The organism is Scandinavium sp. (assembly GCF_051650185.1).
Taxonomy (GTDB): Bacteria; Pseudomonadota; Gammaproteobacteria; order Enterobacterales; family Enterobacteriaceae; genus Scandinavium.
Genome location: NZ_JBOFIN010000078.1, coordinates 1 through 26,112 on the forward strand (window position 1 = coordinate 1; position 26,112 = coordinate 26,112).

At 53.3% G+C, this 26,112-nt stretch carries 25 protein-coding genes; 10 read left to right on the plus strand and 15 right to left on the minus strand.

The features are described 5' to 3' along the window. The first annotated feature begins 211 nt into the window (after positions 1 to 211). From sbcD to araJ, 3 genes are all read left to right on the plus strand, one after another. Positions 212 to 1,414, plus strand: coding sequence for an exonuclease subunit SbcD (gene sbcD / locus ACRCWW_RS10005; RefSeq protein WP_438682317.1), 1,203 nt, complete (start codon positions 212 to 214; stop codon positions 1,412 to 1,414). Then, on the plus strand, positions 1,411 to 4,554 hold the full coding sequence (sbcC, locus tag ACRCWW_RS10010; RefSeq protein WP_438682286.1) for an exonuclease subunit SbcC: 3,144 nt from the start codon (positions 1,411 to 1,413) through the stop codon (positions 4,552 to 4,554). The genes sbcD and sbcC overlap by 4 nt, the downstream gene beginning before the upstream one ends. 102 nt (positions 4,555 to 4,656) lie before the next feature. After that, positions 4,657 to 5,826, plus strand: a complete 1,170-nt coding sequence (gene araJ / locus ACRCWW_RS10015) for an MFS transporter AraJ (RefSeq protein ID WP_438682287.1) — start codon at positions 4,657 to 4,659, stop codon at positions 5,824 to 5,826. A gap of 28 nt (positions 5,827 to 5,854) precedes the next feature. Here the strand turns inward: araJ and mak are convergent, their stop codons facing one another. Then, a complete protein-coding gene (mak, locus tag ACRCWW_RS10020) occupies positions 5,855 to 6,760 on the minus strand; it encodes a fructokinase (RefSeq protein WP_438682288.1) in 906 nt (301 codons plus the stop codon). A 93-nt stretch (positions 6,761 to 6,853) separates the two neighbouring features. Between mak and rdgC the strand changes: the two genes are divergently transcribed. Further along, entirely contained in the window at positions 6,854 to 7,765 is a 912-nt protein-coding gene (gene rdgC, locus ACRCWW_RS10025) for a recombination-associated protein RdgC (RefSeq protein ID WP_438682289.1), read from the plus strand. Positions 7,766 to 7,961: 196 nt separating this feature from the next. On the opposite strand, the gene ppnP is transcribed toward rdgC, so the two are convergent. The 4 genes from ppnP to aroL all read right to left on the minus strand — a co-directional run bounded on the left by ppnP (position 7,962) and on the right by aroL (position 10,045). Next, entirely contained in the window at positions 7,962 to 8,246 is a 285-nt protein-coding gene (gene ppnP / locus ACRCWW_RS10030) for a pyrimidine/purine nucleoside phosphorylase (protein ID WP_438682290.1), read from the minus strand. Positions 8,247 to 8,325: 79 nt separating this feature from the next. Then, positions 8,326 to 9,003: an AroM family protein gene (locus ACRCWW_RS10035; protein ID WP_438682291.1), complete on the minus strand. Its 678-nt coding sequence runs from the start codon at positions 9,001 to 9,003 to the stop codon at positions 8,326 to 8,328. 253 nt (positions 9,004 to 9,256) lie between these two features. Then, the gene (locus ACRCWW_RS10040) at positions 9,257 to 9,448 is read right to left on the minus strand and encodes a YaiA family protein (RefSeq protein WP_438682292.1); all 192 of its coding nucleotides are present in this window, start codon (positions 9,446 to 9,448) and stop codon (positions 9,257 to 9,259) included. A 39-nt stretch (positions 9,449 to 9,487) separates the two neighbouring features. Then, positions 9,488 to 10,045, minus strand: a complete 558-nt coding sequence (gene aroL / locus ACRCWW_RS10045) for a shikimate kinase AroL (protein ID WP_438682293.1) — start codon at positions 10,043 to 10,045, stop codon at positions 9,488 to 9,490. A gap of 339 nt (positions 10,046 to 10,384) precedes the next feature. Between aroL and ACRCWW_RS10050 the strand changes: the two genes are divergently transcribed. Continuing rightward, positions 10,385 to 11,056 (plus strand): DUF2076 domain-containing protein, encoded by a 672-nt coding sequence (locus ACRCWW_RS10050; protein ID WP_438682294.1) that lies wholly within the window; start codon positions 10,385 to 10,387, stop codon positions 11,054 to 11,056. Here the strand turns inward: ACRCWW_RS10050 and ACRCWW_RS10055 are convergent. Then, positions 11,053 to 11,511 carry a YaiI/YqxD family protein gene (locus ACRCWW_RS10055; protein WP_330985341.1) on the minus strand — a complete coding sequence of 153 codons (459 nt, stop codon included), beginning with the start codon at positions 11,509 to 11,511 and terminating at the stop codon, positions 11,053 to 11,055. The genes ACRCWW_RS10050 and ACRCWW_RS10055 overlap by 4 nt on opposite strands. 113 nt (positions 11,512 to 11,624) lie before the next feature. Here ACRCWW_RS10055 and proC point away from each other — a divergent pair, with 113 nt between their 5' ends. Beyond that, entirely contained in the window at positions 11,625 to 12,434 is an 810-nt protein-coding gene (gene proC, locus ACRCWW_RS10060; RefSeq protein ID WP_404657840.1) for a pyrroline-5-carboxylate reductase, read from the plus strand. A gap of 50 nt (positions 12,435 to 12,484) precedes the next feature. Here the strand turns inward: proC and psiF are convergent, their stop codons facing one another. The 3 genes from psiF to ACRCWW_RS10075 all read right to left on the minus strand — a co-directional run bounded on the left by psiF (position 12,485) and on the right by ACRCWW_RS10075 (position 14,624). Continuing rightward, a complete protein-coding gene (gene psiF, locus ACRCWW_RS10065; protein WP_438682295.1) occupies positions 12,485 to 12,805 on the minus strand; it encodes a phosphate starvation-inducible protein PsiF in 321 nt (106 codons plus the stop codon). Between the two features lie 165 nt (positions 12,806 to 12,970). After that, positions 12,971 to 13,231: an anti-adapter protein IraP gene (iraP, locus tag ACRCWW_RS10070; protein WP_438682296.1), complete on the minus strand. Its 261-nt coding sequence runs from the start codon at positions 13,229 to 13,231 to the stop codon at positions 12,971 to 12,973. A gap of 202 nt (positions 13,232 to 13,433) precedes the next feature. Further along, positions 13,434 to 14,624 carry a multidrug efflux MFS transporter gene (locus tag ACRCWW_RS10075; RefSeq protein ID WP_438682297.1) on the minus strand — a complete coding sequence of 397 codons (1,191 nt, stop codon included), beginning with the start codon at positions 14,622 to 14,624 and terminating at the stop codon, positions 13,434 to 13,436. A gap of 278 nt (positions 14,625 to 14,902) precedes the next feature. Between ACRCWW_RS10075 and ddlA the strand changes: the two genes are divergently transcribed. Next, a complete protein-coding gene (ddlA, locus tag ACRCWW_RS10080; RefSeq protein ID WP_438682298.1) occupies positions 14,903 to 16,003 on the plus strand; it encodes a D-alanine--D-alanine ligase in 1,101 nt (366 codons plus the stop codon). A 35-nt stretch (positions 16,004 to 16,038) separates the two neighbouring features. On the opposite strand, the gene ACRCWW_RS10085 is transcribed toward ddlA, so the two are convergent. Further along, positions 16,039 to 16,263, minus strand: a complete 225-nt coding sequence (locus ACRCWW_RS10085) for a DUF2754 domain-containing protein (protein ID WP_330985346.1) — start codon at positions 16,261 to 16,263, stop codon at positions 16,039 to 16,041. A gap of 276 nt (positions 16,264 to 16,539) precedes the next feature. Here ACRCWW_RS10085 and ACRCWW_RS10090 point away from each other — a divergent pair, with 276 nt between their 5' ends. Further along, complete coding sequence (locus ACRCWW_RS10090; RefSeq protein WP_438682299.1) at positions 16,540 to 16,842, plus strand: DUF2755 family protein; 303 nt, start codon at positions 16,540 to 16,542, stop codon at positions 16,840 to 16,842. Here the strand turns inward: ACRCWW_RS10090 and ACRCWW_RS10095 are convergent. The 3 genes from ACRCWW_RS10095 to ACRCWW_RS10105 form a co-directional block, all read right to left on the minus strand. Further along, positions 16,833 to 17,942, minus strand: coding sequence for a DUF1615 domain-containing protein (locus tag ACRCWW_RS10095; RefSeq protein ID WP_438682300.1), 1,110 nt, complete (start codon positions 17,940 to 17,942; stop codon positions 16,833 to 16,835). The two genes, ACRCWW_RS10090 and ACRCWW_RS10095, sit on opposite strands and share 10 nt — an antisense overlap. Before the next feature lie 14 nt (positions 17,943 to 17,956). Then, positions 17,957 to 19,177 (minus strand): peptide antibiotic transporter SbmA, encoded by a 1,221-nt coding sequence (gene sbmA / locus ACRCWW_RS10100; RefSeq protein WP_438682301.1) that lies wholly within the window; start codon positions 19,175 to 19,177, stop codon positions 17,957 to 17,959. A gap of 124 nt (positions 19,178 to 19,301) precedes the next feature. Continuing rightward, positions 19,302 to 19,835: an isochorismatase family protein gene (locus tag ACRCWW_RS10105; protein ID WP_438682302.1), complete on the minus strand. Its 534-nt coding sequence runs from the start codon at positions 19,833 to 19,835 to the stop codon at positions 19,302 to 19,304. A 203-nt stretch (positions 19,836 to 20,038) separates the two neighbouring features. On the opposite strand from ACRCWW_RS10105, the gene ampH reads away from it, so the two are divergent. Continuing rightward, the gene (ampH, locus tag ACRCWW_RS10110) at positions 20,039 to 21,196 is read left to right on the plus strand and encodes a D-alanyl-D-alanine-carboxypeptidase/endopeptidase AmpH (RefSeq protein WP_438682303.1); all 1,158 of its coding nucleotides are present in this window, start codon (positions 20,039 to 20,041) and stop codon (positions 21,194 to 21,196) included. A 2-nt stretch (positions 21,197 to 21,198) separates the two neighbouring features. On the opposite strand, the gene ACRCWW_RS10115 is transcribed toward ampH, so the two are convergent. Continuing rightward, positions 21,199 to 21,816 carry a helix-turn-helix domain-containing protein gene (locus ACRCWW_RS10115; protein ID WP_438682304.1) on the minus strand — a complete coding sequence of 206 codons (618 nt, stop codon included), beginning with the start codon at positions 21,814 to 21,816 and terminating at the stop codon, positions 21,199 to 21,201. Between the two features lie 74 nt (positions 21,817 to 21,890). Beyond that, a complete protein-coding gene (locus tag ACRCWW_RS10120; protein ID WP_438682305.1) occupies positions 21,891 to 24,704 on the minus strand; it encodes an autotransporter outer membrane beta-barrel domain-containing protein in 2,814 nt (937 codons plus the stop codon). Between the two features lie 411 nt (positions 24,705 to 25,115). On the opposite strand from ACRCWW_RS10120, the gene hemB reads away from it, so the two are divergent. Then, positions 25,116 to 26,090, plus strand: a complete 975-nt coding sequence (gene hemB / locus ACRCWW_RS10125; RefSeq protein WP_404657829.1) for a porphobilinogen synthase — start codon at positions 25,116 to 25,118, stop codon at positions 26,088 to 26,090. Positions 26,091 to 26,112 lie beyond the last annotated feature (22 nt).

A 26,112-nucleotide genomic window follows, 5' to 3' on the forward strand; every position in this document is an offset into this window, starting at 1 on the left:
GGCGCTTCATCTTCAACGACCAGAATACGTCTCGCCATTATTTGTCCCGTGTTATTAGTCATATGTATGCAATGCGGCGCTAGTATGCGTCAGTTTTATGACAGATTTATGATAGCGATTTTTTGATTATGACACCGAATCAGCGCAGTCATCGCCCTGTTATCGTTAAATGTTTATACTTGCTGCCACGCTTTCACGCCATGGACTGATTATGCGCATCCTGCACACCTCTGACTGGCATCTCGGCCAGAACTTTTACAGCAAAAGCCGCGCCGCCGAACATCAGGCTTTTCTTGACTGGCTGCTGGCGACCGCCGAAGCGCAGCAGGTGGATGCCATCATTGTCGCCGGCGACATTTTTGATACCGGCTCGCCGCCAAGTTATGCCCGCGAACTGTACAACCGTTTTGTCGTTCAGCTTCAGCAAACGGGCTGTCAGCTGGTCGTGCTGGCGGGAAACCACGATTCTGTGGCAACGCTGAATGAATCTCGCGACATTCTCGCCTTCCTGAATACAAAAGTTGTCGCGGGCAGCGGGACGCCGCCGTGTGAATTAATGCTTCGCGATGGCACGCCGGGAGCCATTCTTTGCCCTGTGCCTTTTTTACGTCCGCGTGATGTGATTGTCAGCCACGCTGGCGCCTCTGCTGGCGAAAAGCAGCAGCATCTATTACAGGCCATCACTGAGTATTATCAGCAACAGTACAGCCAGGCGTGCGACCTGCGAGGCGAGCGCACTTTGCCGATCGTTGCTACCGGGCATCTGACCACCGTTGGAGCCAGTAAAAGTGACGCAGTTCGTGACATCTATATCGGCACGCTGGATGCCTTCCCGGCGCAGAACTTCCCGCCTGCGGATTACATCGCACTTGGGCATATTCACCGCGCGCAGAAGATTGGCGGCACCGAGCATATTCGCTACTGCGGCTCCCCCCTTTCCCTGAGCTTTGATGAAACGGGCAAAGCCAAAACCGTCAATCTGGTGAGTTTTGAAGCCGGGAAGCTGGCAGAAGTCCTGCCGCTGGAGGTGCCTGTCACCCAGCCGCTGGCGGTACTAAAAGGGGATTTTGGCAGCATCAGCACGCAGCTTGAACAGTGGCGAGACGCCGACAGCAGCCAGCCGGTGTGGCTCGATATCGAAATCACCAGCGATGAATACCTGCATGATATCCAGAGAAAAATTCAGACTTTGACCGAAACGCTGCCCGTCGAAGTGCTGCTGGTACGCCGAAGCCGCGAACAGCGCGAACGCATCATGGCAAGCGAACATCGGGAAACGCTGAGCGAACTGAAAGTGGAAGAGGTGTTTGAACGCCGTCTGGCGCTGGAAACCTTAGAGGAACCGCAGCAGCAGCGCCTGCATCAGCTCTTTAACGAAACCCTAAGCGCCCTTTCCAGCGAGGAACAGCCATGAAAATTTTAAGCCTGCGGCTGAAAAACCTGAACTCGCTGAAGGGCGAATGGAAAATCGATTTCACTCAGGAGCCGTTCGCCAGCAACGGGTTGTTTGCTATCACTGGCCCGACAGGTGCCGGGAAAACCACGCTGCTGGATGCCATCTGTCTGGCGCTGTATCACGAGACACCGAGACTCAGCACGCTGTCGCAATCGCAAAATGATTTGATGACCCGCGATACCGCCGAGTGTCTGGCCGAGGTGGAGTTTGAGGTGAAAGGCACCGCCTATCGCGCTTTCTGGAGCCAAAACCGGGCACGAAACCAGCCAGACGGCAACCTTCAGGCACCACGAGTGGAACTCTCACGCTGCGACACGGGCGAAATCCTTGCCGAGAAAGTGAAAGAAAAGCTGGATCTGACCGCCTCGCTCACCGGACTGGATTACGGCCGCTTTACCCGCTCGATGATGCTCTCTCAGGGTCAGTTCGCCGCGTTTCTTAACGCCAAACCGAAAGAGCGAGCCGAGCTGCTGGAAGAACTGACCGGCACAGAAATCTACGGCCAGATTTCTGCGATGGTTTTTGAGAAGCACAAAGAAGCCAAAATCACTCTGGAAAAGCTACAGGCCCAGGCATCAGGCATGGTGTTGCTGACCGACGAGCAACAGCAGGCTTTGCAGCAACGTTTGCAGGCACTCACTGACGAAGAAAAGCAGCAACAGAGCACGCAGCTTCGCCTTCAGGGCTGGCAGCAATGGCTTACCCGGGAGGCTGAAATGCGCGAAGCGCATCAGCGTTCGCAAACGTCTCTCGCCAGCGCACAGCAGGCTCTGAGTGACGCGCAACCGCAACTGGCGGCACTGGCGCTTGCTCAGCCAGCCGATCAGCTTCGCCCGCTTTGGGTTCGTCTTCAGGATCAGCAAGCCGCTTACGCGCAAACGCATCAGCAGGCTGAAGAAGTAAATACTCGCTTACAGCGCCAGCTGGCCCAGCGCGCGGGGTTACGTCTGACCGCCGATGCGCAATACCAACAGCTGAACACCGAACAAAAAAACCTTAGCGAATGGCTGAAAACAAATGACCGCTTCCGCCTTTTAGGCCGCGAACTCGCGGGCTGGCGAGCGGCGTTTAATCAGCAAACACGCGACGCATCGCAGGCGCAAAACCTGACACAGCGCGAAGCGGAGCTGATTCGTCAATTGAATGCTCTCCCCGCCGCCACGCTGGAACTGGACGACAGGCAAGTTAGCACCGCCATCGAAAAACACACGGCGGCACGCCCTTTACGTCAGCTGCTCAACACGCTGCAAAACCGTTTCCAGCCGCTCAGCAAGCGCCGCCAGCAGCTTCAGCCGCTGCTTGTTCAGCGTCAGCAGGAACGGGAAAAAGGGGAAGCCGAGCTCGCCACGCGCCGTCAGCACTATAAAGAGAAGCTGCAGCAGTTTAACGATGTGAAAACGCTGTGCGAGCAGGAAAAAATCATCGCGAAGCTGACCGACGAACGTGCTCGCCTGCAACCGGGCGGCCCTTGTCCGCTATGCGGTTCGACGGAACATCCGGCCGTAGCGGAGTATCAGGCGCTCAAACCAGGCGTCAATGAAGCCCGCCGCGATCAGCTTGAAAAAGAAGTGAAGCAACTGGGCGAAGCCGGGGCCAGCCTGCGAGGGCAGCTTGATGGGCTGCAAAAGCAGTTGCAGGCCGAGCAAAGCGAGCTGGTATCCATAGCTGAGCAGGAGCAAGCACTCACCTCGCAATGGCAGGAAACCGTCACCGCGCTGGCGATTTCGCTGACGCCCGAAGACGACATTGGCGGCTGGCTGAATGAGCAGGAAAACTGGGAACAACAGCTGTATCAGCACAGTCAGCGTCTTAATCTGCAAAAACAACATCTCGATTTGCAGGCCCAGCGCACTGCGCTTGAACAGGAGATGAGGGCCCGTCAGAACAGCTTAAGCGAGGCCCTGAGCAGCTTTAGTTTGACGCTTCCAACTACTGGGGAAGAGAATGCGTGGCTTGCTGAGCGTGAAGCCGAAAGCCAGCACTGGCAAACACAAACCGACCAACTTCAGTCTGTTGAGCAGAAGCTCCTTCACCTGCAACCGCTGCGGGAAACGCTGCCTGAAGTGCCACCATCAGATGACTTCACGCCAGTGCCACTGGAAGGCTGGCAGCAGGTTCATCACGATTGTGTGTCGCTACAAAGTCAGTGGCAGACGCTGCAACAGCAAAAAGAGCAGACGGAACAAACAAGGCTTGCGGCCCAGCAAGCTTTTGAAAGCGCATTGGCCAACAGCCAGTTTGCCGATCGACAGGCGTTTCTGGCCGCCTTACTCGACGAGCAGACGCGCCAGCGCCTGGAACAGTTAAAGCAACAGCTTGAAAGCCAGCATCAGCAACAACAGGCGCTGGCGGCGCAGGCTCAGACGGCACAGTCCAGCCATCAACAACAGCGTCCTGAAGATTTATCCGCTGAGATGCAGCCTGAACAAGTGCATTTCCAGTTAGCGGAACTGGCGCAGAAGCTGCGGGAAAACAGTTCTGCTCAGGGCGAAATCCGTCAACAGATAAAACAAGACGCCGATAATCGCCAGCAGCAGCAGGCGTTGATGACACAGATGCAAACCGCCAGCCAGACGCTGGAAGACTGGGGCTGGCTGAATGCGCTGATCGGCTCGAAAGAAGGCGATAAATTCCGCAAGTTCGCGCAGGGGCTGACGCTCGATAATCTGGTGTGGCTGGCAAACGAGCAGTTAAGCCGCCTGCATGGGCGTTATTTGCTTAAGCGCAAAGCCAGCGAAGCGCTCGAACTGGAAGTCATGGACACCTGGCAGGCCGATGCCGTGCGAGACACACGCACGCTTTCGGGCGGCGAAAGCTTCCTGGTGAGCCTGGCGCTGGCGCTGGCGCTGTCCGATCTGGTGAGTCATAAAACCCGAATTGACTCCCTTTTCCTGGACGAAGGTTTTGGCACTCTGGACAGCGAAACGCTGGATACCGCGCTTGATGCTCTGGACGCCCTGAATGCGAGCGGCAAGGTCATCGGCGTGATAAGCCATGTGGAAGCGATGAAAGAGAGAATTCCGGTGCAGATCCGCGTGAAGAAGATCAACGGGTTAGGCTACAGTAAGCTGGATAAAACCTTTGCGGTAGAGTCGTGACATAGCAGGATCGTCAATACCAAAAGAAGAATAAGCAATTGGCCTGAGCAGCAAGTCTGCCGCAAGCTGGGGTTCCGGGAAGCGACACCACAACGAGTCAGTATGAAAAAAGTCATTTTATCGTTAGCGTTAGGCACCTTCGGCCTGGGCATGGCCGAATTTGGCATTATGGGCGTGTTAACCGAGCTGGCTCACAACGTGGGGATTTCTATCCCTACCGCCGGGCATATGATCTCCTGGTATGCGTTCGGCGTGGTGATTGGGGCTCCTGTCATTGCCGTGTTTTCCAGCCGATTTTCCCTGAAGCACATCCTGATTTTCCTGCTGGCGCTGTGTCTGATTGGCAACGCGATATTTACCCTCTCTTCGTCTTACTGGATGCTCGCCGCAGGTCGACTGGTGTCCGGCTTCCCTCACGGCGCGTTCTTCGGCGTCGGCGCGATTATTTTGTCGAAGCTCGCGAAGCCCGGAAAAGTGACCGCTGCCGTGGCGGGAATGATCAGCGGAATGACCGTCGCCAACTTACTCGGCGTGCCGCTCGGCACCTGGCTCAGTCAGGAATTTAGCTGGCGCTATACCTTCCTGCTGATTGCCGTTTTCAATGCGCTGGTCATCGCCTCGGTCATCTTCTGGGTGCCGAATATCAGCGACACCACCAAACGCAAGCTGCGTGAGCAGTTCCATTTTCTGAAATCCCCCGCGCCCTGGTTTATCTTTGCCGCCACGCTGTTTGGCAATGCCGGCGTGTTCGCCTGGTTCAGCTACATCAAACCCTTCATGATGACCGTGGCGGGCTTTTCCGAGGGCAATATGACGCTGATTATGATGCTGGCAGGGCTGGGCATGGTTTCAGGCAATTTGCTGAGCGGGCGCTTATCGGGAAAACACTCACCGCTCAGCATCGCTATCGTGACGGATCTGGTGATTGCCCTTTCGCTGGCGCTGCTGTTTGTGTTTGGCGCGGATAAAACTGCCTCCCTGGGACTGGCTTTTGTCTGCTGTCTGGGGCTGTTTGCGCTCTCTGCACCGCTGCAAATCCTGCTGTTGCAGAATGCGAAAGGTGGCGAAATGTTGGGGGCCGCCGGAGGGCAAATGGCCTTTAATCTCGGTAGCGCGGTCGGCGCTTACTGCGGGGGAATGATGCTGACGATGGGGTTTGCCTACAACTATGTGGCGCTGCCTGCGGCGCTGCTCTCCTTTTTCGCCATGTCGTCACTGTTGCTGTATGCGCGCCTGAAACAAAAACCGGATCCGGCGTTTTCATCACTTTGAGGATCGCCCCTTTTCAGGGGCGTTCAAATTACAGCGGCCACAACCAGGCCGCGCCGCGTACGCCGCTGGAATCACCGTGAACCGCTTTGCGAATCGGCGTTTCACATTCACCGCCAAACACAAAATTCTTCACCAGACCGGGAACCGTTTTGTACAACCGTTCGACGTTGCTCATGCCGCCGCCCAGAACGAAGACGTCCGGATCCAGAATATTCACCACGTGTGCCAGCGATTTTGCCAGACGCAGCTCATAGCGACTTAAAGCCAGTTCCGCCACCGCATCCTGTTCCTCAACCAGACGCATGATCTCATTGCCTTTCAGCGGTTTGCCGCTAAGGCGATGGTAATCTGTCGCAAAGCCCGTGCCAGAGATGAAGGTTTCAATACAGCCTTGTTTCCCGCAATAGCACGGCACTTCTTCGCGATAGCGCAGTTCGTCTTCGTCCATCCAGGGTAAGGGGTTATGCCCCCACTCACCTGCTGTGCCGTTTCCGCCAATGTGCGCCCGGCCACCGAGTGCCACGCCTGCGCCGCAGCCGGTGCCAATAATCACAGCAAAAACGGTTTGTGCTCCGGCCGCTGCGCCATCAATGGCCTCGGAAACCGCCAGGCAGTTAGCATCATTCGCCAGCCGTACTTCTCGATTGAGGCGCTTGCTTAAATCTTTATCGAAAGGCTGACCGTTAAGCCATGTCGAGTTAGCGTTCTTCACCACGCCGGTATAAGGCGAAATGGAGCCGGGAATGCCCATGCCCACTGTGCCCGTCTGCCCCGTTTCTTTTTCAGCCATGGCCACAAGCGAAGCTATCGTTTCTATTGTTTGCTGATAATCGTCGCGCGGAGTCGGCAGACGATGACGGAACAACTGCTCGCCTCGATCGCTGAGCGCGATGACCTCTGTTTTTGTGCCACCCAGATCAATTCCTATACGCACCGATACCTCTCCCGTTCCTGATTAACAATGCAAGCATAGCGACAATTCGCTATCATGCGCCCTGGATTTAACGACAAAGCCGTGGAAATTATCATGCTGTGGTTCAAAAATTTAATGGTTTACCGTCTTAGCCGCGACATTTCTTTGCGCGCCGATGAGATGGAAAAACAGTTAGCCGCGCTGGCGTTTACCCCCTGCGGCAGTCAGGACATGGCGAAAACCGGTTGGGTTTCGCCTATGGGCTCGCACAGTGACGCGTTCACGCACGAAGCGAACGGTCAGATTCTGGTTTGCGCCCGCAAGGAAGAAAAAATTATTCCCGCGCCGGTTATCAAACAGGCACTCGAAGCAAAAATTCTGAAACTGGAAGCCGATCAGGGTCGCAAGCTTAAAAAGACCGAGAAAGACTCCCTGAAGGATGAAGTGCTGCACTCCCTTCTGCCACGCGCTTTCAGCCGTTTCAGCCAGACGATGCTGTGGATCGACACCGTAAACGGGCTGATCATGGTGGATTGCGCCAGTGCGAAGAAAGGTGAAGACACGCTCGCGCTGCTGCGTAAAACGCTTGGATCGCTGCCGGTGGTTCCGCTGGCGCTGGAAAACCCTATTGAGCTTACGCTGACCGAGTGGGTTCGCTCCGGCACTGTCGCACAGGGCTTCCAGCTGCTGGATGAAGCGGAGCTGAAAGCCATTCTGGAAGACGGTGGCGTTATCCGAGCCAAGAAGCAGGAGCTGGTCAGCGACGAAATCGCCGTGCATATCGAAGCGGGTAAAGTGGTGACGAAACTGGCTCTGGACTGGCAGCAGCGCATTCAGTTTATGGTTTGCGAAGATGCGTCCATTAAGCGTCTGAAGTTCTGCGACGAACTGCGCGATCAGAACGAAGATATCGAGCGGGAAAATTACGATCAGCGCTTTGACGCTGACTTTATCCTGATGACCGGTGAGCTGGCAACCTTGATTGCCCAACTGGTTGAAGGCCTGGGCGGCGAAGCCCAGCGCTGAGTAAAAAGCCTTCCGTGAGGAAGGCTTGAGAGTGATGGCAAACCTCTAAAGAATGAAGATTTGTCATAGGGTGCCTAATAAGAAACAAGGAAAATCAATTCATTGATTTTCGGCTGATAACCACAAAGAAGGAAAAACCACGCTTTTTCCTTCTTTGTCAGCAGTCTGAAGCCTTCCGTGAGGAAGGCTTTTTTATTTACAGGTAGCGGCAGAGATAAGAAGTTGGCTCTGCGACCTGAAGATGAAATTCACTGTGGCCCGGCACATTGAAAACCTGCCCGGCGGTGTAGGTTTTCCATTCTGTTTCACCCGCCTGTAAGACGTTCAGCGAGCCGCTGACCACGGTCATCTCTTCCGGCTGCGCGGTGCCAAAAGTGTATTCCCCTTCTGCCATAACACCCACGCTGGCGCGGCCAGTGCTGCTGCTGGTAAACCCGATGGACTTCACTTTTCCGTCAAAGTATTCATTGCTTTGAAGCATAACTGACCCTTATTGGTTTCATTGTTGTGTTCCACCCAATATAGGGGGCGTGACAGCGGACTGTCACGCAAAAAATCCGTCAGACCAGCAGTTCCGCCGCCAGGCGAGCCACCAGCACATTCGACAATAACACAGGCACATCCAGCGCTTTTTGCAGAATGTCGCGGTGATGTTGATGGAAGCCCAGACAGTCCAGCATCAGGACATCGGCCCCCTCGCCCATCAGCTTTTTTCCGGCGGAGATCAATTCATCATCGCTGCCTTGAATGGGATTCGCCAGGGCGTAGTGCGGGGAGTTTTGCAAAACTTCCCATTTGACCCGCTGGTTTTTCATTAGCTCAGGGATCGGCACAATCACCCCGACCTGATGGCCGTCGACAATGGAATTCACTAATGGCGGGATAATTCGTTGCGGTTCGATAAGTATCGCTTTGCGGGCGACCAGGCCGCTAATGGGTGCCGTGCTCATCAGCAGAATAACGTCATAATCCTGATTATCGAGCACCTCAACCAGCGCCTGGAGGTCGCGTTCAACCTTCTGACGGGAGACTTCCACCCTGCGATTATCATTGAGGAGGGCAATAAGAACATCGTCTCCGGGACTCACCGCGTACGCGTCCATGACGGCTTCACGAGTCATTCTCCCCAGCAAACTCACGTGGGTTATCTGATCTTCCCTGATGTGCTCTGTTAATAGCGGCAACACCTCACGCAACGGAACCACGCCGAGGGTAAGAATCGCTAAAGTCGCACTCATGTTATTTACCTTTTATCACTGCAACCACTGCTTCAACACAGGCTTACGACTTGATGACAGCCCCCTGGATGGCTAAAAATTCAACCGTTCAGAAGCGTAGCAGCTACGCTCCAGCGAAGTTTGTAAAGATTCCAGAAGACGCCGACACACTCCAGTAATATCTTGAGGTTAACGTTTTATTAACAAAGAGTTTAGCTAAAAAGTGTGATTTACGCCCACTCAAGGCAGGCGTTGCGCAACGGGAAGGCCGGATTCAGGACTTGCCGGGGTCTTCGTAACGACGTTTGGCATCGATGGCTTCAGCCTCAGTCGGATGCTCGCTGATCAGCGAATCAGGTTTGGGGTGGTCGGCACGCAGCTCGTACCAGGTCAGGCTGCGGCCCGGCTCGCCTTTTTCTACGGCTACAATCCGGGCTTGTCTTGGATACGGGGGATTAGTCGGCATAGCTCTTCCTCTTTTGGGTCAGAGCTTTAAGTATAGGCGTTAGCCCGCCGTTGCCGAGTTTGCCTGAATGCAGGCCGCTGCTGGCGAGTTGATGGCGGCCAGAATTTGCGCAACGACATCGTCAGGATCGCAGGCGGCATCGACAATGTGATGCGCGGTTTCACGATACAGCGCATCGCGTTGGGCTAAAATTTCCCTGACCTCTTCGCTGATCGGTTTGCCGGTTAACGTGGGGCGTTGGGATTCTTCCGGAAACGCTTCAAGACGACCTGCAAGGACCGCCACAGGCGCTTTCAGATAGATAACGATGCCGTTTTTACGCAGAAACTCGCGGTTCACGGGAGCCAGAATGATGCCGCCACCCGTGGCAATAACCGACTGGGGCGCGGTGACCGATTGCAGCGTTTGTGTTTCACGGCTGCGAAAGGCGGGCCAGCCCTCTTTCGCCACGATATCGGCAATGGTTCTGCCTTCACGTTGCTGAAGGATCTGATCGGTATCGAGAAAATCAAACTGACAGGCCTGCGCCAGCTTTTGTCCGACTGTTGTTTTTCCGCAGCCACGGGCGCCGATAAGAAAAATAGGCTCTGTTGTCACCTGGAAATCCCCCTGGTACTGCAGCAATGCAGGCTGTGCGTGTGAGCGAAAAAGAATACCATCAAACTAGTACGCAAGTAAGTGTAAATTAATAGTTACAACCCTGATAATCCGTCAATCTCTTTGCCGGGAATTAAGGGGTCTGGAAATCATGAGGGTGTAAAGAAATAGTGTCATCGAGTGTTGCGGCAACCTTACATGAAAGCACGGCCTTTTGACAACCCTGAGCAGGTGCAAAAGGTAACACATCTGTGCACAGCTTTACGTAGCGCATATTTACAGTATGAATGTTTCAGACAAACTATGTCGTACGGCATTCGTATGACTGAGGACTTCCCCATGCAATCTGAAGAACAACGCCTTATCGATGGACTTTTCTCTCGCCTGAAACAAGCCGAAGAGCAAAGTTCGCCGCGCGATGCTAACGCCGAGAGCGTGATTGCGCAACATATCCAGGCGCAGCCGGCTGCTCCCTACTACATGGCGCAGACCATTCTTATTCAGGAAGCAGCCGTTAAACAGCTGCATGAGCGCGTTCAGGCGCTGGAAAATGAAGTTAGCCAGCTGCGCTCAGCAAGACAAAGCAGCGGCGGCTTTCTTGCCGGTTTGTTTGGCAGTGGCTCAGCGCAACCTCATGTCAACAACCCTATCCCTGCCGCACAAAACTACGGCCAACCTTCATCTGCACCTCAGATGCAAAACTATGCCGCGGGCCGCAACGGAGGTGGCTTTATGGCAGGCGCGCTGCAAACTGCGGCGGGTGTCGCCGGCGGCGTTGTGTTGGGTAATATGCTGATGAACATGTTCTCCGGCACGCACCCACAGGAAATCGTCAATATTATTGAGGAACCGCCTGTACCTGCGGCTGACAATATAAGCCAGGCCGCCGACACGCCGTTTTTACCTGATGACGGCAGCACCGAGTACGCCAACAACCAGGATAATGACAGCTGGAATAGCGACGATTTCAGCAACGATGATTTCAGTAGCGACGACGACAGCTGGGTTTAGTTCTGCCCGCGCTGTACCGCCAGCAGCCACTTATCGAGCTCCGCCGCAAATTGCTGTCTGTCGCGCTGCGACAGGCTGTCGGGGCCACCGGTCTGAATGCCGCTGGCCCGCAGCGTATCCATAAAATCACGCATGGTGAGCCTTTCACGAATGGTCGCTTCACTGTAGCGCTCGCCGCGAGGGTTGAGCGCTGCGCCGCCTTTGGCTAACACTTCGGCCGCCAGAGGAATGTCGGCGGTGATAACCAGATCGCCCGGCTGGCACTGGCGAACAATTTCGTTATCCGCCACATCGAAGCCCGCAGGCACACGCAATGCGCGAATGAAGCGCGACGGCGGCACGCGCAGGTTCTGGTTGGCGACGAGCGTCACCTGCGTTTGCGTTCTGTCTGCTGCGCGAAACAGGATTTCTTTAATCACATTCGGACACGCGTCGGCATCCACCCAAATCGACATATTCACTCCTGTAATAAATAACTGCGCTATTGTCGCCTGCTTTCCCCTGTCGGCATAGCCACAAGATGATAAGCTAATACGCATTATCAAAAAAACGCTGAGGGAGAGACAGAATGGATAAGAAAATCGGATTCATCGGCTGCGGTAATATGGGTAAGGCCATTCTTGGTGGGCTGATCGCCAGTGGGCAAGTGCAGCCTGGCCAGATTTGGGTCTATACGCCCTCGCCGGATAAAGTCGCCGCCCTGCAAGAGAAGTATGGCATTAACGCGGCACAGAGCGCGCAGGAAGTGGCGCAAATCGCCGATATCGTCTTCGGTGCGGTGAAACCCGCGATCATGACCAAAGTGCTGAGCGAAGTGGCCTCCAGCTTCAATAAAGAAACGCTGGTGGTGTCCATCGCGGCAGGCGTGACGCTCGACCAGCTCGCCCGTGCGCTGGGGCATGACCGCAAAATCGTTCGCGCGATGCCAAACACCCCGTCGCTGGTCAATGCCGGGATGACCTCCGTCACGCCAAACGCGCTGGTCACCAGTGAAGATACGGCCGATGTGCTGACTATTTTCCGCTGCTTTGGCGAAGCCGAAGTCATTGCCGAACCGATGATCCACCCGGTTGTCGGTGTTAGCGGCTCCGCGCCAGCGTACGTGTTTATGTTTATTGAAGCGATGGCTGATGCTGCAGTACTGGGCGGCATGCCACGTGCGCAGGCGTATAAATTCGCGGCACAAGCGGTGATGGGTTCAGCCAAAATGGTGCTGGAAACCGGGATCCATCCGGGTGAACTGAAAGATATGGTTTGCTCACCGGGCGGCACGACGATTGAAGCCGTTCGCGTGCTGGAAGAGAAAGGTTTTCGTTCTGCCGTGATTGAAGCCATGGTCAGCTGCATGGAAAAATCAGAGAAGCTCAGTAAAGCCTGACAACAGCGGGTGAGCCGGAAGACGGTTCACCCGTTTTATTTGCGCCAGTGTTACCCCGTTTTTTTCAGGCAGGCGCTCATGAATTTCTTACGATCGTCACCTTTCAGCGATTGCTGAGTCGCAGTGGCATTACACTCGCCCATTTTTTGCTGCTGCGGGGTCATGCTTTTCTCTGCAGGCTTTGAGCTGCTGTTTTTCAGGCAGTCACTCATATAGGTTTTTCTTGCATCCCCCTTCAGCGTTTTAGCCGTTGCCTGCTGGTTACAGGTCGTCATTCGCTGCTGTTGCGGGGTCATTGTTTTTTCCGCTGCTCCCACCGTTGTGAGAAACACCAGACCGAACAGTAGAGTCACCAGTAATGTTATTTTCATTGCACCATCCTTCTGTGAGGGGATCTCAGTAAGTCTGGTCGTTTAAACGAAAAAAACCACATCACGGGGAAAAAAGAGTGATATCACGCGTCTGGACGGGAAGGTATTAATACTTTATCAGCGACGATAAAACGGCAATCGTCGCTCCTGAATTCGGCACTCGCCTTAACTACGCGGATGCCGTAATAGCTTTTTTATATATTGATTTAATAATTCCGCATCGCGGTCAGGCACCTGAGATTGCGGTTTAGCTTCGTCTAATGCCGCCTCAATATCGGTAATCAGAGCCTGTTGTTCCGACTGTCGCATATGACGCAATAGCGCCGTAACGACTATTTCCAGCGCTTCAACCTGAACCACTAACTCCTTTGATTCTTCTTCCTTTTCCGCAAGCTTAACCAACAATTCTGCAATCAGATTTTTCATAGCGAGACTTCCTTATGAGAATGCCTGAGACGGTAGCACTGATGATCCCTAATGCATAGTCGGTATAAGAATTATTTTATAAATTCCAAATAATGCAAATTGAATTGGTAGCGAAACGTTTCTCTCAAGGAATTATGACTAAAATGTGAAGGGGAGAATATTTCATACTCTACCCCTTGCGAATTAGGTGGATAAATCAGGTTTATTGTTGGCGACGGCGGAGCATTATTGCTAACTGAACGAAATTAATCAGCACGACAATGGCCGTGGCGACAAATACCCAGCGGAATCCCGCCATCGCAGAGACGGATGCCCCAATCAGCGGCCCGGCGACATTACCAAGATACATAAAGGACTGGTTATATCCGAAGATGCGGCCGGTGACCTGATCGCTGGAATATTTCAACAGCAGTGTTTGTACCGCTTGCAGCATTGCACCATCGGCAAACCCAAGCAGAAAACGCAGCACGCCCAACTGGAACGGCGTGGTGACAAATGACATCGCAAAAAACATCACCACGGCGCAGAAAAGAGTGGCCAGCAGGATGCGCTGAGTCCCGATACGGTCGCCAAGCTTGCCTAAACGTGGAGCCGAAATCAGCGCCGAAACCCCAGGAACCGCCGCGATCATCCCGGCTAAAAACGCGATATTGTTGCTTTCCGGTGCCATCGATTTGATAAACAGCGCGAGGATGGGCCCGATGGAACCATTACAGAGCTGAATCACCATGGTGGTGAAAAACAGACTGATCACCAGACCCGGGTAGGTGAGCGAAGCAAATACTGCCTTTCCACTTAGCCGATCAGCCTTGCTTATTTGCGGACGTGCACCTTCTTTAATCAGGAATAACGTCACCAGAAAACTGACGGTCAGCAATATTGCGGTGATAAAAAACACGGCGCGTAAGCCCACATGATCGGCGAGAAAGCCCCCCAGCAGCGGGCCACCAATGACCCCGCTGATTTGTGCTGTCGATAATGTGCTTAACGCCCAGCCACTGCGCTCTCTTGGAACCTGCGAAGCCACCAGCGCCATGGCGTTAGGAATATAGCCCGAGGTCAGGCCCATAATGGCGCGCAGGATAAACAGCTGCCAGACGTTGGTGGCAAAAGCCTGCAGCAGAATGGCTATCGCCATCCCAAGGGAGGCGCGAAGCAGCATGAGCTTACGCCCTTTACGATCGGCCAGACTGCCCCACATCGGCGACACAATGGCAGAGACCAGGAACGTCACGCTGAACGTTAACCCGGACCACATCGATAAGGCTTCATGCGAAGTCACGCCCAGCTGGGAAACATACAGCGGCAGAAAAGGCAGGATCTGGCTGATAGCAAGGCCGGTGAAAAAGCAGCCAAACCAGACGGAAATGAGGTTTATTCTCCAGGATTCCATAACTACACGTAATCATTCATTTTTGGTATGTATCGACCAGCATAGCAAGATGCCGTTCAGCCTGTTCGGCGAGAGGTGCGCTGTGAATGAGTTCAGACATTTATCTTCTCAATACACATTTGTGTGACCAATATCACGAAGAATCTCCTCTTCCGCAGAGGGTTATGCTCACTCTCTTTCGACATTCTGAAAGCCGTACAGGACATCCAGGATTTTGCACAAGCCACTGGTCGGCGTGCTATGGTATCGGCTTTGTGTTTTTTCGGATGGGTACAGAAATGGCTAAGTTGCGGGTTGGGATCGTTTTTGGTGGTAAGTCTGCTGAGCATGAAGTCTCTTTACAGTCAGCCAAAAACATTGTTGAAGCGATGGATAAAACACGTTTCGATGTGGTGCTGCTGGGGATAGATAAACAAGGGCAATGGCACGTTAACGATGCCAGCAACTATCTGCTCAATCCTCAGGATCCGGCCCGAATCGCCCTTCGCCCGTCAGAGATAACGTTGGCGCAAATCCCGGGTAAAACCACCCAGCAGTTTATCAATGCTGAAGGCGGTGAACCGCTGGCTGCCATTGATGTGATTTTCCCCATTGTTCACGGCACGCTTGGAGAAGACGGCTCCCTTCAGGGCATGTTGCGAATGGCGAATCTGCCTTTCGTCGGGTCAGATGTGTTGAGCTCTGCGGCCTGCATGGACAAAGACGTCACTAAACGCTTGCTGCGAGACGCAGGTCTGGCGATTGCCCCGTTCGTCACTCTCACGCGTTCAAACCGCAACAGCCACGCTTTTGCGCAAGTGAAGGAAAAGCTCGGCTTACCGCTGTTTGTTAAACCTGCTAACCAGGGCTCATCAGTTGGCGTCAGTAAAGTCAAAACCGCAGAAGAGTACGAGCGCGCCGTTGCGCTGGCGTTTGAGTTTGACCATAAAGTCGTGGTCGAAACGGGGATCGTCGGGAGAGAAATTGAATGTGCGGTGCTGGGCAACGACGAACCCCAGGCCAGTACCTGTGGCGAAATTGTGCTTAACAGCGAGTTTTATGCCTACGACACCAAATATATCGATGACAATGGCGCGAAAGTGGTGGTGCCTGCGGCTATCGATCCTGCCACTAACGACAAGATTCGCCAGGTTGCCGTTGAAGCGTACCAGGCGCTGGGCTGCAGTGGCATGGCGCGCGTGGATGTTTTCCTGACAGCGGAAAATGAAGTGGTGATCAACGAAATCAATACGCTGCCGGGCTTCACCAATATCAGCATGTACCCGAAACTGTGGCAGGCGAGCGGTCTGGATTACACCAGCCTTATCACTTGCCTGATTGAACTTGCGATGGAGCGCCATCAAACCAATCTGGCGCTGAAAACCTCGATGAACGGATAGCGGTTATTGGTCGGGCATCCTGATGGGGTGCCCGATCAGGCTTCAGAGCTTTTTTCTTCTTCGATATCGACCGGACGACGGCGTATCACCAGCCCCGCCAGCCAGAAGCTGATCACCCAGGTCACCAGACCTACCGCATAGGTTTGCCACCCTTTAGCTTCAAAACCTAACAGCCCGACCACGCCGTTAAGAATAAAAATCAGGCCAATGGCAAAGGCATAGTAATGCCAGTCGCGGCGAATTTTATCAGGCAGTTTCATAACAACTCCGCAAGTGAAAACCCTATCCTCGCACATTCCTGTGACAGCGTCTGCGTGACGCTTAGCAAATTCTTAACATGCACCGATTTCACTTAAGGGAAGACTTTGTGACGCAGAGCGTAAAAGCCAACTTTAGGACACTTCCCTGAGTGAAATTACCACGAATCTGATATTGACAACGGCGATCCCCTGTCAAACTTATCCACTAATTCTGGCTCAGGCCAGCATATAACAAGGTCTGACAGGATTGGCGCTAAGCAGTCTCAGGAGGTTCTCATGGCTGATTTCACATTCTCAAAATCTATTATTGCCGGGAAAGGAAGAGCCCCCTCCACGAAGGGGAATATCGCTTATGCGCTGTTCGTTCTGCTGTGCTTCTGGGCCGGTGCGCAGGTGTTAAACCTGGTGGTCCATGCGCCGGGCGTCTTCGAGCATCTGATGCAAATTCAGGATAGCGGTCGCCCTCGCGTTGAAATGGGGATTGCCGTCGGCACCTTGTTTGGCCTGGTCCCCTTCCTTGCGGGTTGCGCAATATTGGGTGTTCTGGCCCTTGTATTACGCTGGAGACACTACTTCTGACCGAGCGCCATGCATTTCGCCCGACGCTCATCCACTCGTTTTGCAAACCAGGCAGTGGTTAAATTGCGGGTAATTTTCGGGCTTTCGAGCTGGATCCCTGGCAACATTTCTCGCGCTAACGGTTTACCGACTTTCGCTTCTGCCAGTTTATACACGCCTTTATAGAGCGCCGTACTTTCAAAATCCTGACTATCCCCTTTTTGTAACTGGCGATGGATATCACTGTCGCTCATCGAAAGCTTACTCGCCAGTTTACGGACGGCCAGTTCTGTTTTCCCTGCATTATCGCTGTCATAGCGGATCAAATCGCCATCGAGGGCCAGTTTTACCCCACTGGCCTTGCTGACGGCATTCTGGAAGGCAGCATTTCGACTGGCGTACCAACCGGCATTAAAGTCTGCAAATCGATACAGCGGAGCCGTGTAGCTGGCCGGATAATTCAGCAGATGGTAGGTTCCGAACCACAGTCCGCCTCGCAGAGTGAACACTTCCTGACGGACAGTGCCTTCCATTTTCCAGGGATATCCACCCTCATGAGCCTGAGAAAAAGCAATGCTGACCTGCATTGGGCCACCGGTATGAACAGGGTTTAACGAACCGAACAGCGTTTGTCCCATGGGTACCATGTCGATGAAGTCATCGAAGATTGCGCTTAGCTGCTTCTCGGTCTGGACGGTATCCAGCCGCTCGCTGTAGGTTTTGCCATTGGGTGATTTGATTTTCAGCGCCGTGTGGACCAGGAAGACAGGCACGTGCATATTCTGGGCACGTCGGTCTATCTCCTGCCAGGCGATCTTACTCAACCCCGGAACCGCAGGGTCGGCCTGATAGTTGGATTCCTGTTGCGCGACAGCCAGCACCGAGCAGACATTTTCTTCTGTCGGTGCCAGTTTTTGACTCTCAAAGGCTTTCGCGATGCTTTGCGCCCAGACGTCCCTGTTCTTCACGCTGGCGGGCATTTTTTGCTTCACCACAGTGGCGACATCCACGGGTTTTTCACCGGGTTTAAGCTCCGCAGGCTTGCTGGAACATCCAGCCAAAATCATACTGGCAACCAGAGTGAGTGAAGCTGAAACCTTACGTGTTGCGGCTGTCGCCATTGGGCATCCCTGTCTTAGCTAAATGTTTGTGTCACTTCCTGCTCAGGTGCGTTGTCGAGCTCGCGTTCAAAACTGCGCAGACGTTTGTAGATAGACATCAGTTCGACCAGCGTCGTCCAGGAACTGATCAGGTACTGGAATGAGCCGCGAACCTGGCCAAAAACGTTGGTTATCTGTGTCATCAGACCGAGCGTGATGGTACCTGCAACAATCGACGGAAACAGCAGGAACAAGCCGAAAACATTGTCGACCTGCAGATAGAGAATGCGTGCAATGTTGAAATACATGTAGTGGAAATACAGGCGGAAATAGTTATGACGCACGGCGCTGAACAGCTCACGAACGGTCGGCGGTGTGGCACGTGATGCATCATCTTCGCCATAGACCAACTCTTTACGGTAGGCCGCTTCAACACGTTGGTTTTTGAATTGCAGGCCCGGCAGTTTAATCCCGACCACCGCCAGCATCCCTGTTCCCATCAGCGACCAGACAATCGCCGCAATCACCAGCCCATAAGGCAGATGCCCAATGATTGGCAAGTCAGGCACATGCGCAGACAGCGTCACCAGCACCGGCAGGAAGGCAATCAGGGTCATGATGGCATTGATGAAACTGACGCCCATGTCCTCAAGGGTAGAGGCAAAGCGCATGGTATCTTCCTGCACACGCTGCGCGGCACCTTCGATATGGCGCAAGTGCTGCCAGTTAGCCATGTAGTGTTCGTTCATCGCGGTACGCCAGCGGAACACATAGTGACTGACGAAGAAGTTGTTCATCACCCCGATCACAACAGCGATTAAAGCAATCCCGAGGAAGACGCCGACTTCATGATAGAACTGGCCGATAGTCACTTTGTGAGGTGAAGAGAGCGCCGTCTGAATGAGGTCGTAGAATGGCGCATACCAGGCGTTAACCGCCACACCGACTTCTACCAAAAACCACGTCACGAAGATAATCAGCGAGGTGCCCAGAATCGACCAGTATTGCCAACGGTGTGGGCTATACATGAACCAGAACAGGGCAAAAGCGAACACGCAGAACGCGTAATAGGCGTAAAACACCAGGTAATCGAGCGACCAGAATCGGGCCGCGCTGACAGGAACATCCCCCGATGCGCCAGCCAGATGAAGCAGCCATTTACCGCCATCCACCTGCCAAAAAATCACCGCGATCAGTGCCCAAAGGGCAGCCGAGAGAAAAAAAGGCCCCGGCTTTGGGAAAAAAGACTTAAACATAACTGCTCTCCTGCTGATTTCTTATCGTTTTGACGTTGCTGTGTTCCATAAAAAGCGTGCGGCATTCACCGCGACAAAAGGTGATGCTGTACCTGGACTTACCCTCTGACCTACGGGGAAAAGCTTAGTTCGCTTGCCATTGCGCAACAATTGTTTCGACGGGTTTCACGCTCACCGGATTGCCCGGTACGGTTAATGTGCGCCAGACTTCGTTGTAATGAGCAATTAACGTTTCGGCCTGTGCCGCCGGGCGATTAGCGGTGGTATGGGCATCCTCTGCAACAGTGATAGCGTAACCCTTACTTGCTCCGATTTTCAGCGTGGTGTCCACACAGTAATCTGTCGCACAGCCGCATATGACAAATTGGCTGATACTGTTCTCAGCCAGTACTCGCTCAAGCTGGGTTTGGTAGAACGCATCACAGGCCGTTTTGGTGACATAAAGCGCATCGGCTGGCTGCTCAAGTTCTGACAATAAAGCAAACCCCTCACTCCCCTCTTCCAGCCCGCCATCTTCGGCGTGTTGAATAAAGATAACGCTGTCGGCTGCGCCAATTAAACGGTTGATTCTGGCGACACATTCCTGCCGTTGGCGGCGGGGGGTCGCGAAGACGCCATTTTGCATATCAATCACCATCACAACGCGTTTCTCTGACATCATTTGCTCCGTAACTGACTGTGAAGATTGAGAGTATCATACGCGCGAGTTCACAAAAGCACGTAAAGGCGTGCAGAAAAATCGTCATATTTACCCGTCGTTACGTTTTTCTTACGCAAAACCGGACTCAAGGCGCTTTGCAAGCGGCCGTATTATCGTTTTAATAAGCATTAACCTTCCCTTTCACTTCACGGATGCTTTCCTTGAAACGTAGTCTGCTTTTTATTGCAGCGCTGTGTGCTGCTTCGCTGCCAGTGGCCCAGGCCGCTCAAACTTCTCCGGATCCGGTTTTCGCCTCAGATATCGTCGACCGTTACGCCAACCACATTTATTACGGCAGTGGTGCGACGGGCATGGCGCTTGTTGTGATTGACGGCAACCAGCGCGTCTTTCGCAGCTTCGGCGAAACCCGTCCAGGCAGCAACGTGCATCCACAACTGGATTCGGTGATTCGTATTGCGTCCTTAAGCAAGCTGATGACCAGCGAGATGCTGGTGAAAATGCTCGATCAGGGGGTGGTTAAACTCAACGATCCGCTGAGCAAGTATGCACCGCCGGGTGCCAAAGTGCCTACGTATCAGGGAACGCCGATCACGCTGGTGAACCTTGCCACACATACCAGCAGCCTGCCACGTGAGCAACCTGGCGGCGCGGCGCACCGTCCGGTGTTTGTCTGGCCGACCTATAGTCAGCGCTGGAGCTGGCTCAGCACCGCCACGCTGAAAACCACACCAGGATCGCAGGCGGCGTATTCAAACCTGGCGTTTGATTTATTGGCCGATGCGTTGAGTAAAGCGGCAGGGAAACCGTATCCTCAACTGTTTGAAGAGCAGATCACCCGCCCGTTAGGCATGAAAGACACCACCTTTACGCCGTCACCCGATCAGTGTCAGCGTCTGATGGTTGCCGAGAAAGGGGCCAGCCCTTGCGATAATACGCTTGCAGCCATTGGCAGCGGCGGCGTCTATTCCACTCCGGGCGATATGATGCGCTGGATGCAGCAGTTCCTTTCCTCTGATTTTTATACGCGTAACCAGCAGGCCGACAGAATGCAAACGTTGATTTATCAACGTAGTCAGTTGACCAAAGTCATTGGGATGGATGTGCCTGGAAAAGCAGATGCGCTGGGCCTGGGATGGGTTTATATGGCCCCGAAAAATGGTCGTCCCGGCATTATTCAAAAAACCGGTGGAGGTGGCGGTTTCATTACCTATATGGCGATGATCCCGCAGCATAACGTTGGCGCATTTGTCGTTGTGACTCGTTCCCCTCTCACCCGTTTCGTGAACATGAGTGATGGGGTCAACGATCTGGTGACAGAGCTGAGCGGTAACAAACCATTGGTCGTTCCTGCGTCCTGATTTTAATACTCCAGGGGCAAACGATGCACAGTGACGAGTTTGCCCTTATCCATTTCGATATATTTTCCTGCCCGCAATGCCGCCAGTACTTCCGCAATGACAGAACGCGAAATATGAGTACGCTGCTGGATATAGTTCATGACGCCAATTTTGGCTCGCAGCGCGGTATCCCAGCGCGACATGTGCTGTAACGTTGCTCTGATCTGGCTGTAGGAGCTCTTACCGATCAGGTGAACATCCCGCTGCTCAAGATCCCGATACAGCCAACTCACCCACTCAAAAGCTTCGCGCCACAGCTGCTGCTTATCCAGTATCGCCATGCATTCTGCCACATCCAGCTGATAAATCTCGCAGGGGGTCAGCGCGGTGATCTGGTAGGTCTCACGACCGGTCAGGTGCACGCCCGGTAAATCGATGATCACTGGAGAGGGAGAAATGGAAACCAGAAGCGCTTCCTGAGTACGATCGATTTTAATGATCCCCTGGCGAACGATCGTCACTTTGGGTGACTCCGTGTTCAGGATCAGCGTCTCAGAGGTTGCAAGTGTGATTGGTGCTGTGCCCGGTGAAAAAGCCTTATCAAGCACAGCAAAAGCGGGCAAGGGTTTTACAGCAAACATACGACGCCACTTCCTGTGTCAGTTCCTTGTTAAAAAAGCAGAGAACGAATTCCCTGCTTTTGTCCTTTAAGCGATTACCAGGTGTATTTCACACCGACGTTAGCACCCCAGTTCTGGTCGACGTCGCCGCCACCCAGGTAGCTGGCATCGGTGTATGCGCTGAACTTCTTAGTGAAGTTGAACTCAGCACCGGCACCCACGCGAACGGCAGAACCTTTAACACCGTTGTTGATGTTGTCTCCGTTGACGTGAGCATCGTTACCCGCGTCGTCATAGACGTAAGCCAGTTTGAAGTATGGCGTCAGAGCCTGATCTTCGCTGTAAGTGAAGGTGTAACCGGTGTCCACACCCAGCTCATAACGCATGCTGTCGTAAGACTGACCGTCTACTCGCATGTCGTTGCTGAGACGATAGTCATCGCCAGACTGGAACAGGCCAGAAATTGCCGCATAAGGGGTTACGTAGCCCGCAGCGTTGTATTTCCAGTCGTAGCCCAGCTTCAGACCGAAGCCCCATGCGTCGTTGGTGGTGTCGCCATCAACATACTGACCATTGCTCATGGTGGCAGAGAGGTCATTGCTGAAGCGGCTGTAGCTCAGGTTGCCATCAAGGAAGACATCGTTAGCCCAGCGAGCAGAAGAGTAGAGGTAGGCAGACTGGCTGTCCTGGTCAACCTGACCCGTACGGTCGCTGACGTCACCCTTCGCGAAGCCTGCTGCACCACCGACGATCCACTTGACGTAGTTGCCATCAATCTGCGCATCCAGTCCGACCATGATGCCGCTAACGTCCTGACCATAATTGATCACGCCGTTGTTGCCATCAAAGTTGCCGCCGAAGTAGTTTACCCACACGCCGCCGTCGTCAACCAGACCATGACGAGCGTTGGTCAGACGGTTGCCCAGCGTATCCTGCTGCACGTTCCAGATGTTGGTGTTGGCAGAAGGAATGCTCAGCGCCATGTTGGCATAGTCGGTCAGCTCGCGCTGCTCCAGCACAACGGTGTCGCCAACCTGCTTAGCTCGCCAGGAGTAAGCCCCCAGGTCAGCTTCGTTCCCGGCAGAGAAGGTGGCGGCGGTAGCCTTATTGTTATCGTAAACACGGACAATTTCGTTGCCTTTGTAATCAGCAACAGAGCCCGCACCGGTCGCATTATCAATACGAACCTTGTAGTTACCCGCGACGTCACCATTGACGGCCAGGTGACCATCAGAGTTAGCCGCAACGACACCGTAACCGTAGTTAGATTTAGACGGGTCGTTAGTATGACCGTTGATCATGGCGCCGTTCAGGACATAATCACGGCTGCCGATGTTGAAAGTCCCGCCGTTGGTCAGTTTCAGATTAGCGGTGTCAACCTGACCCAGGCCCAGGTTCAGCTGCGCGTTGCCGTCAACATTGATAGTGTTGGCATACAGTTCGCCCAGCTCTTCCGTCAGCGTCAGGGTGGCGTAGCTGTTCAGATTGATGCTGTCTGCCGCAACCAAGCCCTGGTCGCCGATGTTCATTGACGACGCATTGCTCAGGGTGATGCTGTCAGAAACCAGACTGGAGTTCTCAACGTTAACCCGAGAAGCGTTTTTCACGGCCAGCGTATCAATCAGGGACGTTTTACGGGTATCCCACTCTGAGCCGTGATCCAGAATCACGTTAAACAGGCCGCTCTGGTAAACCTGGTTACCCGCCACGTGAGCCGCTTCGTCAAACGCGGTATCTGCATTATTCACACCGTAAGTGGAGTTTGGCCACAGGCTGTTTGCTTTAATGTCATACAGGTTTGCAGTCGCTTCGGTACCTGCTGCGAAGCTATCGACCACGCCGTCGCCGTTGGTATCAACCCGATGCACAGACATCGCTGCACCGACCCACTTGCTGCCGTTGTCCAGGGTCAGATCCAGGCGATCTGTGCCATCCCAACCGTTGGTATCCGGGCTGGCATCGGTATCACGGTAGGAGTCTGCCCCGTTCGGGAAGAAGTTGTGATCGAAGTTGCTTGAGAACAGCACATCACCGGTCAACGTAGAGTTGCTGAAGGTTGCCGTGGTCTGCATGGCGTTGTCTGCATTCGGATTAGCAATAACAGCCAGAGCCACATCATCCATACCTGCATCAGCGTCGTTCGCATAATCGCTGGCATTATCAGGACGACCGAACCAGCCCGTGGTACCTTCATCGCTCCAGGAGCCAGACGTTACAACAGAGTCTTTCACCACGATGGTGTTGTTAAAGACTTCAGGGCTGTCAACGCCGGTGCTGACGGTCTTATCGCCAGTATCTGCCCATTCATAACCCTGAGTCAGAGTAATACCCGCAACGTGGGAGTTATTCTGAAGGGTCAAATCCACTTCCTGATCCAGCGTGATGGCCGTACCCAGGTGATAAACATCAACAACATGAGAATCTGCCGTACCGTCAGTATTCTTACCCGTATAGGTATAGTGCTCGTAATTATCGTCAATCGTTGAATGATCGATATTTAATGCCAGGCGATCGTAGACATAACCCGTCCCCCGGTTGGTGCAATCATCGGTCATGCATGCAGAGGTAATCATCCCATGAATAGTGCTGTTTTTAATGGTCAGCGAGTTTGGGTTGGTATTGGTGCTTAAGCCATTGTCGAGATAATAGGTAGAGATAACACCGTTAACCACCGCATTATTAATAACAGGGTAAATATCGCCGTTATAAGCGCTGTTAGTACCGTAGTTATTCCAGCCCACATACCCCTGATAGTACACGCCATCAGCATGGGTCGCGTCGTTGTGATGAACAAAGGTTTCATACGTTTTGTTAGAGACATCCGTGCCTGCATTTGCCTGAGAAGCGATTGCTAATGCGCAGGCTACGGCCAATTGTGATACGACTAGTTTATTTTTCCACGAGTGCATTCGTCATCCCTCCTCAGGGACGTAATTATGTTGATCCATCAAAGCAAAATTAATTTGCGGAGGAATTATGCGTGCCTGCCGTGCATTAGTTCAATTAATCTCTTTTAAAAGTTTGGATACGGACTATTTATGCAACCAGAGAGATAAATCCATAATAAGTGATCTATATCACTGTTCAAATTATATATTAAAAATCTTCGCATTAATAATTCAGTTAACAAATACAAGGAAGGGAATATTCTTAAATAAGATCGTAGTTTCGCGACTAGAACAAATAGAAACATTTGATAAAATGATAATGACTAATTAAGACCTCAGCGAAAAGTCCTAAACATAACCACCACTATAGTGAAACATCCGGCCTTTAATTCAGGTAAACTTGTCGGATGTTCCCTTACTCTCAGGCTTATCATGACAGATTTGATCACTCGCCCTCGCCGTCTGCGCAAATCCGCTGCGTTGCGCGCTATGTTCGAAGAGACATCACTGACCCTCAATGATCTGGTGCTGCCTATCTTCGTCGAAGAAGACATTGACGACTTCAAAGCCATTGAAGCCATGCCTGGCGTCATGCGTATTCCCGAAAAACACCTGGCCCGCGAGATTGAGCGCATCGCCAATGCGGGCATTCGTTCGGTGATGACATTCGGTATTTCGCATCACACGGATGCCACTGGCAGCGACGCCTGGAAAGAAGATGGCCTGGTCGCACGCATGTCCCGCATCTGTAAGCAAACTGTGCCTGAAATGATTGTGATGTCAGACACCTGTTTCTGCGAATACACCTCTCACGGGCACTGCGGCGTGCTGTGCGATCACGGCGTAGATAATGATGCAACCCTGCTAAACCTCGGCAAACAAGCTGTGGTTGCGGCGGCGGCTGGGGCTGATTTTATCGCCCCCTCTGCGGCAATGGACGGTCAGGTTCAGGCCATTCGTCAGGCGCTGGATGCCGCCGGATTCACTGATACCGCGATCATGTCCTACTCCACCAAATTCGCTTCTTCTTTCTACGGTCCATTCCGTGAAGCCGCAGGGACCGCGCTGAAAGGCGATCGTAAGACATATCAAATGAACCCATTGAACCGCCGTGAAGCGATTCGTGAGTCGTTACTCGATGAAGCCCAGGGTGCAGATTGCCTGATGGTAAAGCCTGCGGGAGCCTATCTGGATATTCTGCGGGATATTCGTGAGCGCACCGAGCTGCCGATTGGCGCCTATCAGGTGAGCGGCGAGTACGCGATGATTAAATTCGCCGCTCAGGCGGGTGCTATAGATGAAGAGAAGGTTGTGCTTGAAAGTCTGGGTGCTATCAAACGTGCGGGCGCAGACTTGATTTTCAGCTACTTCGCTCTCGATCTCGCAGAGAAGAAAATTCTGCGCTGATCTTAACGCCCGGCAACAAAGC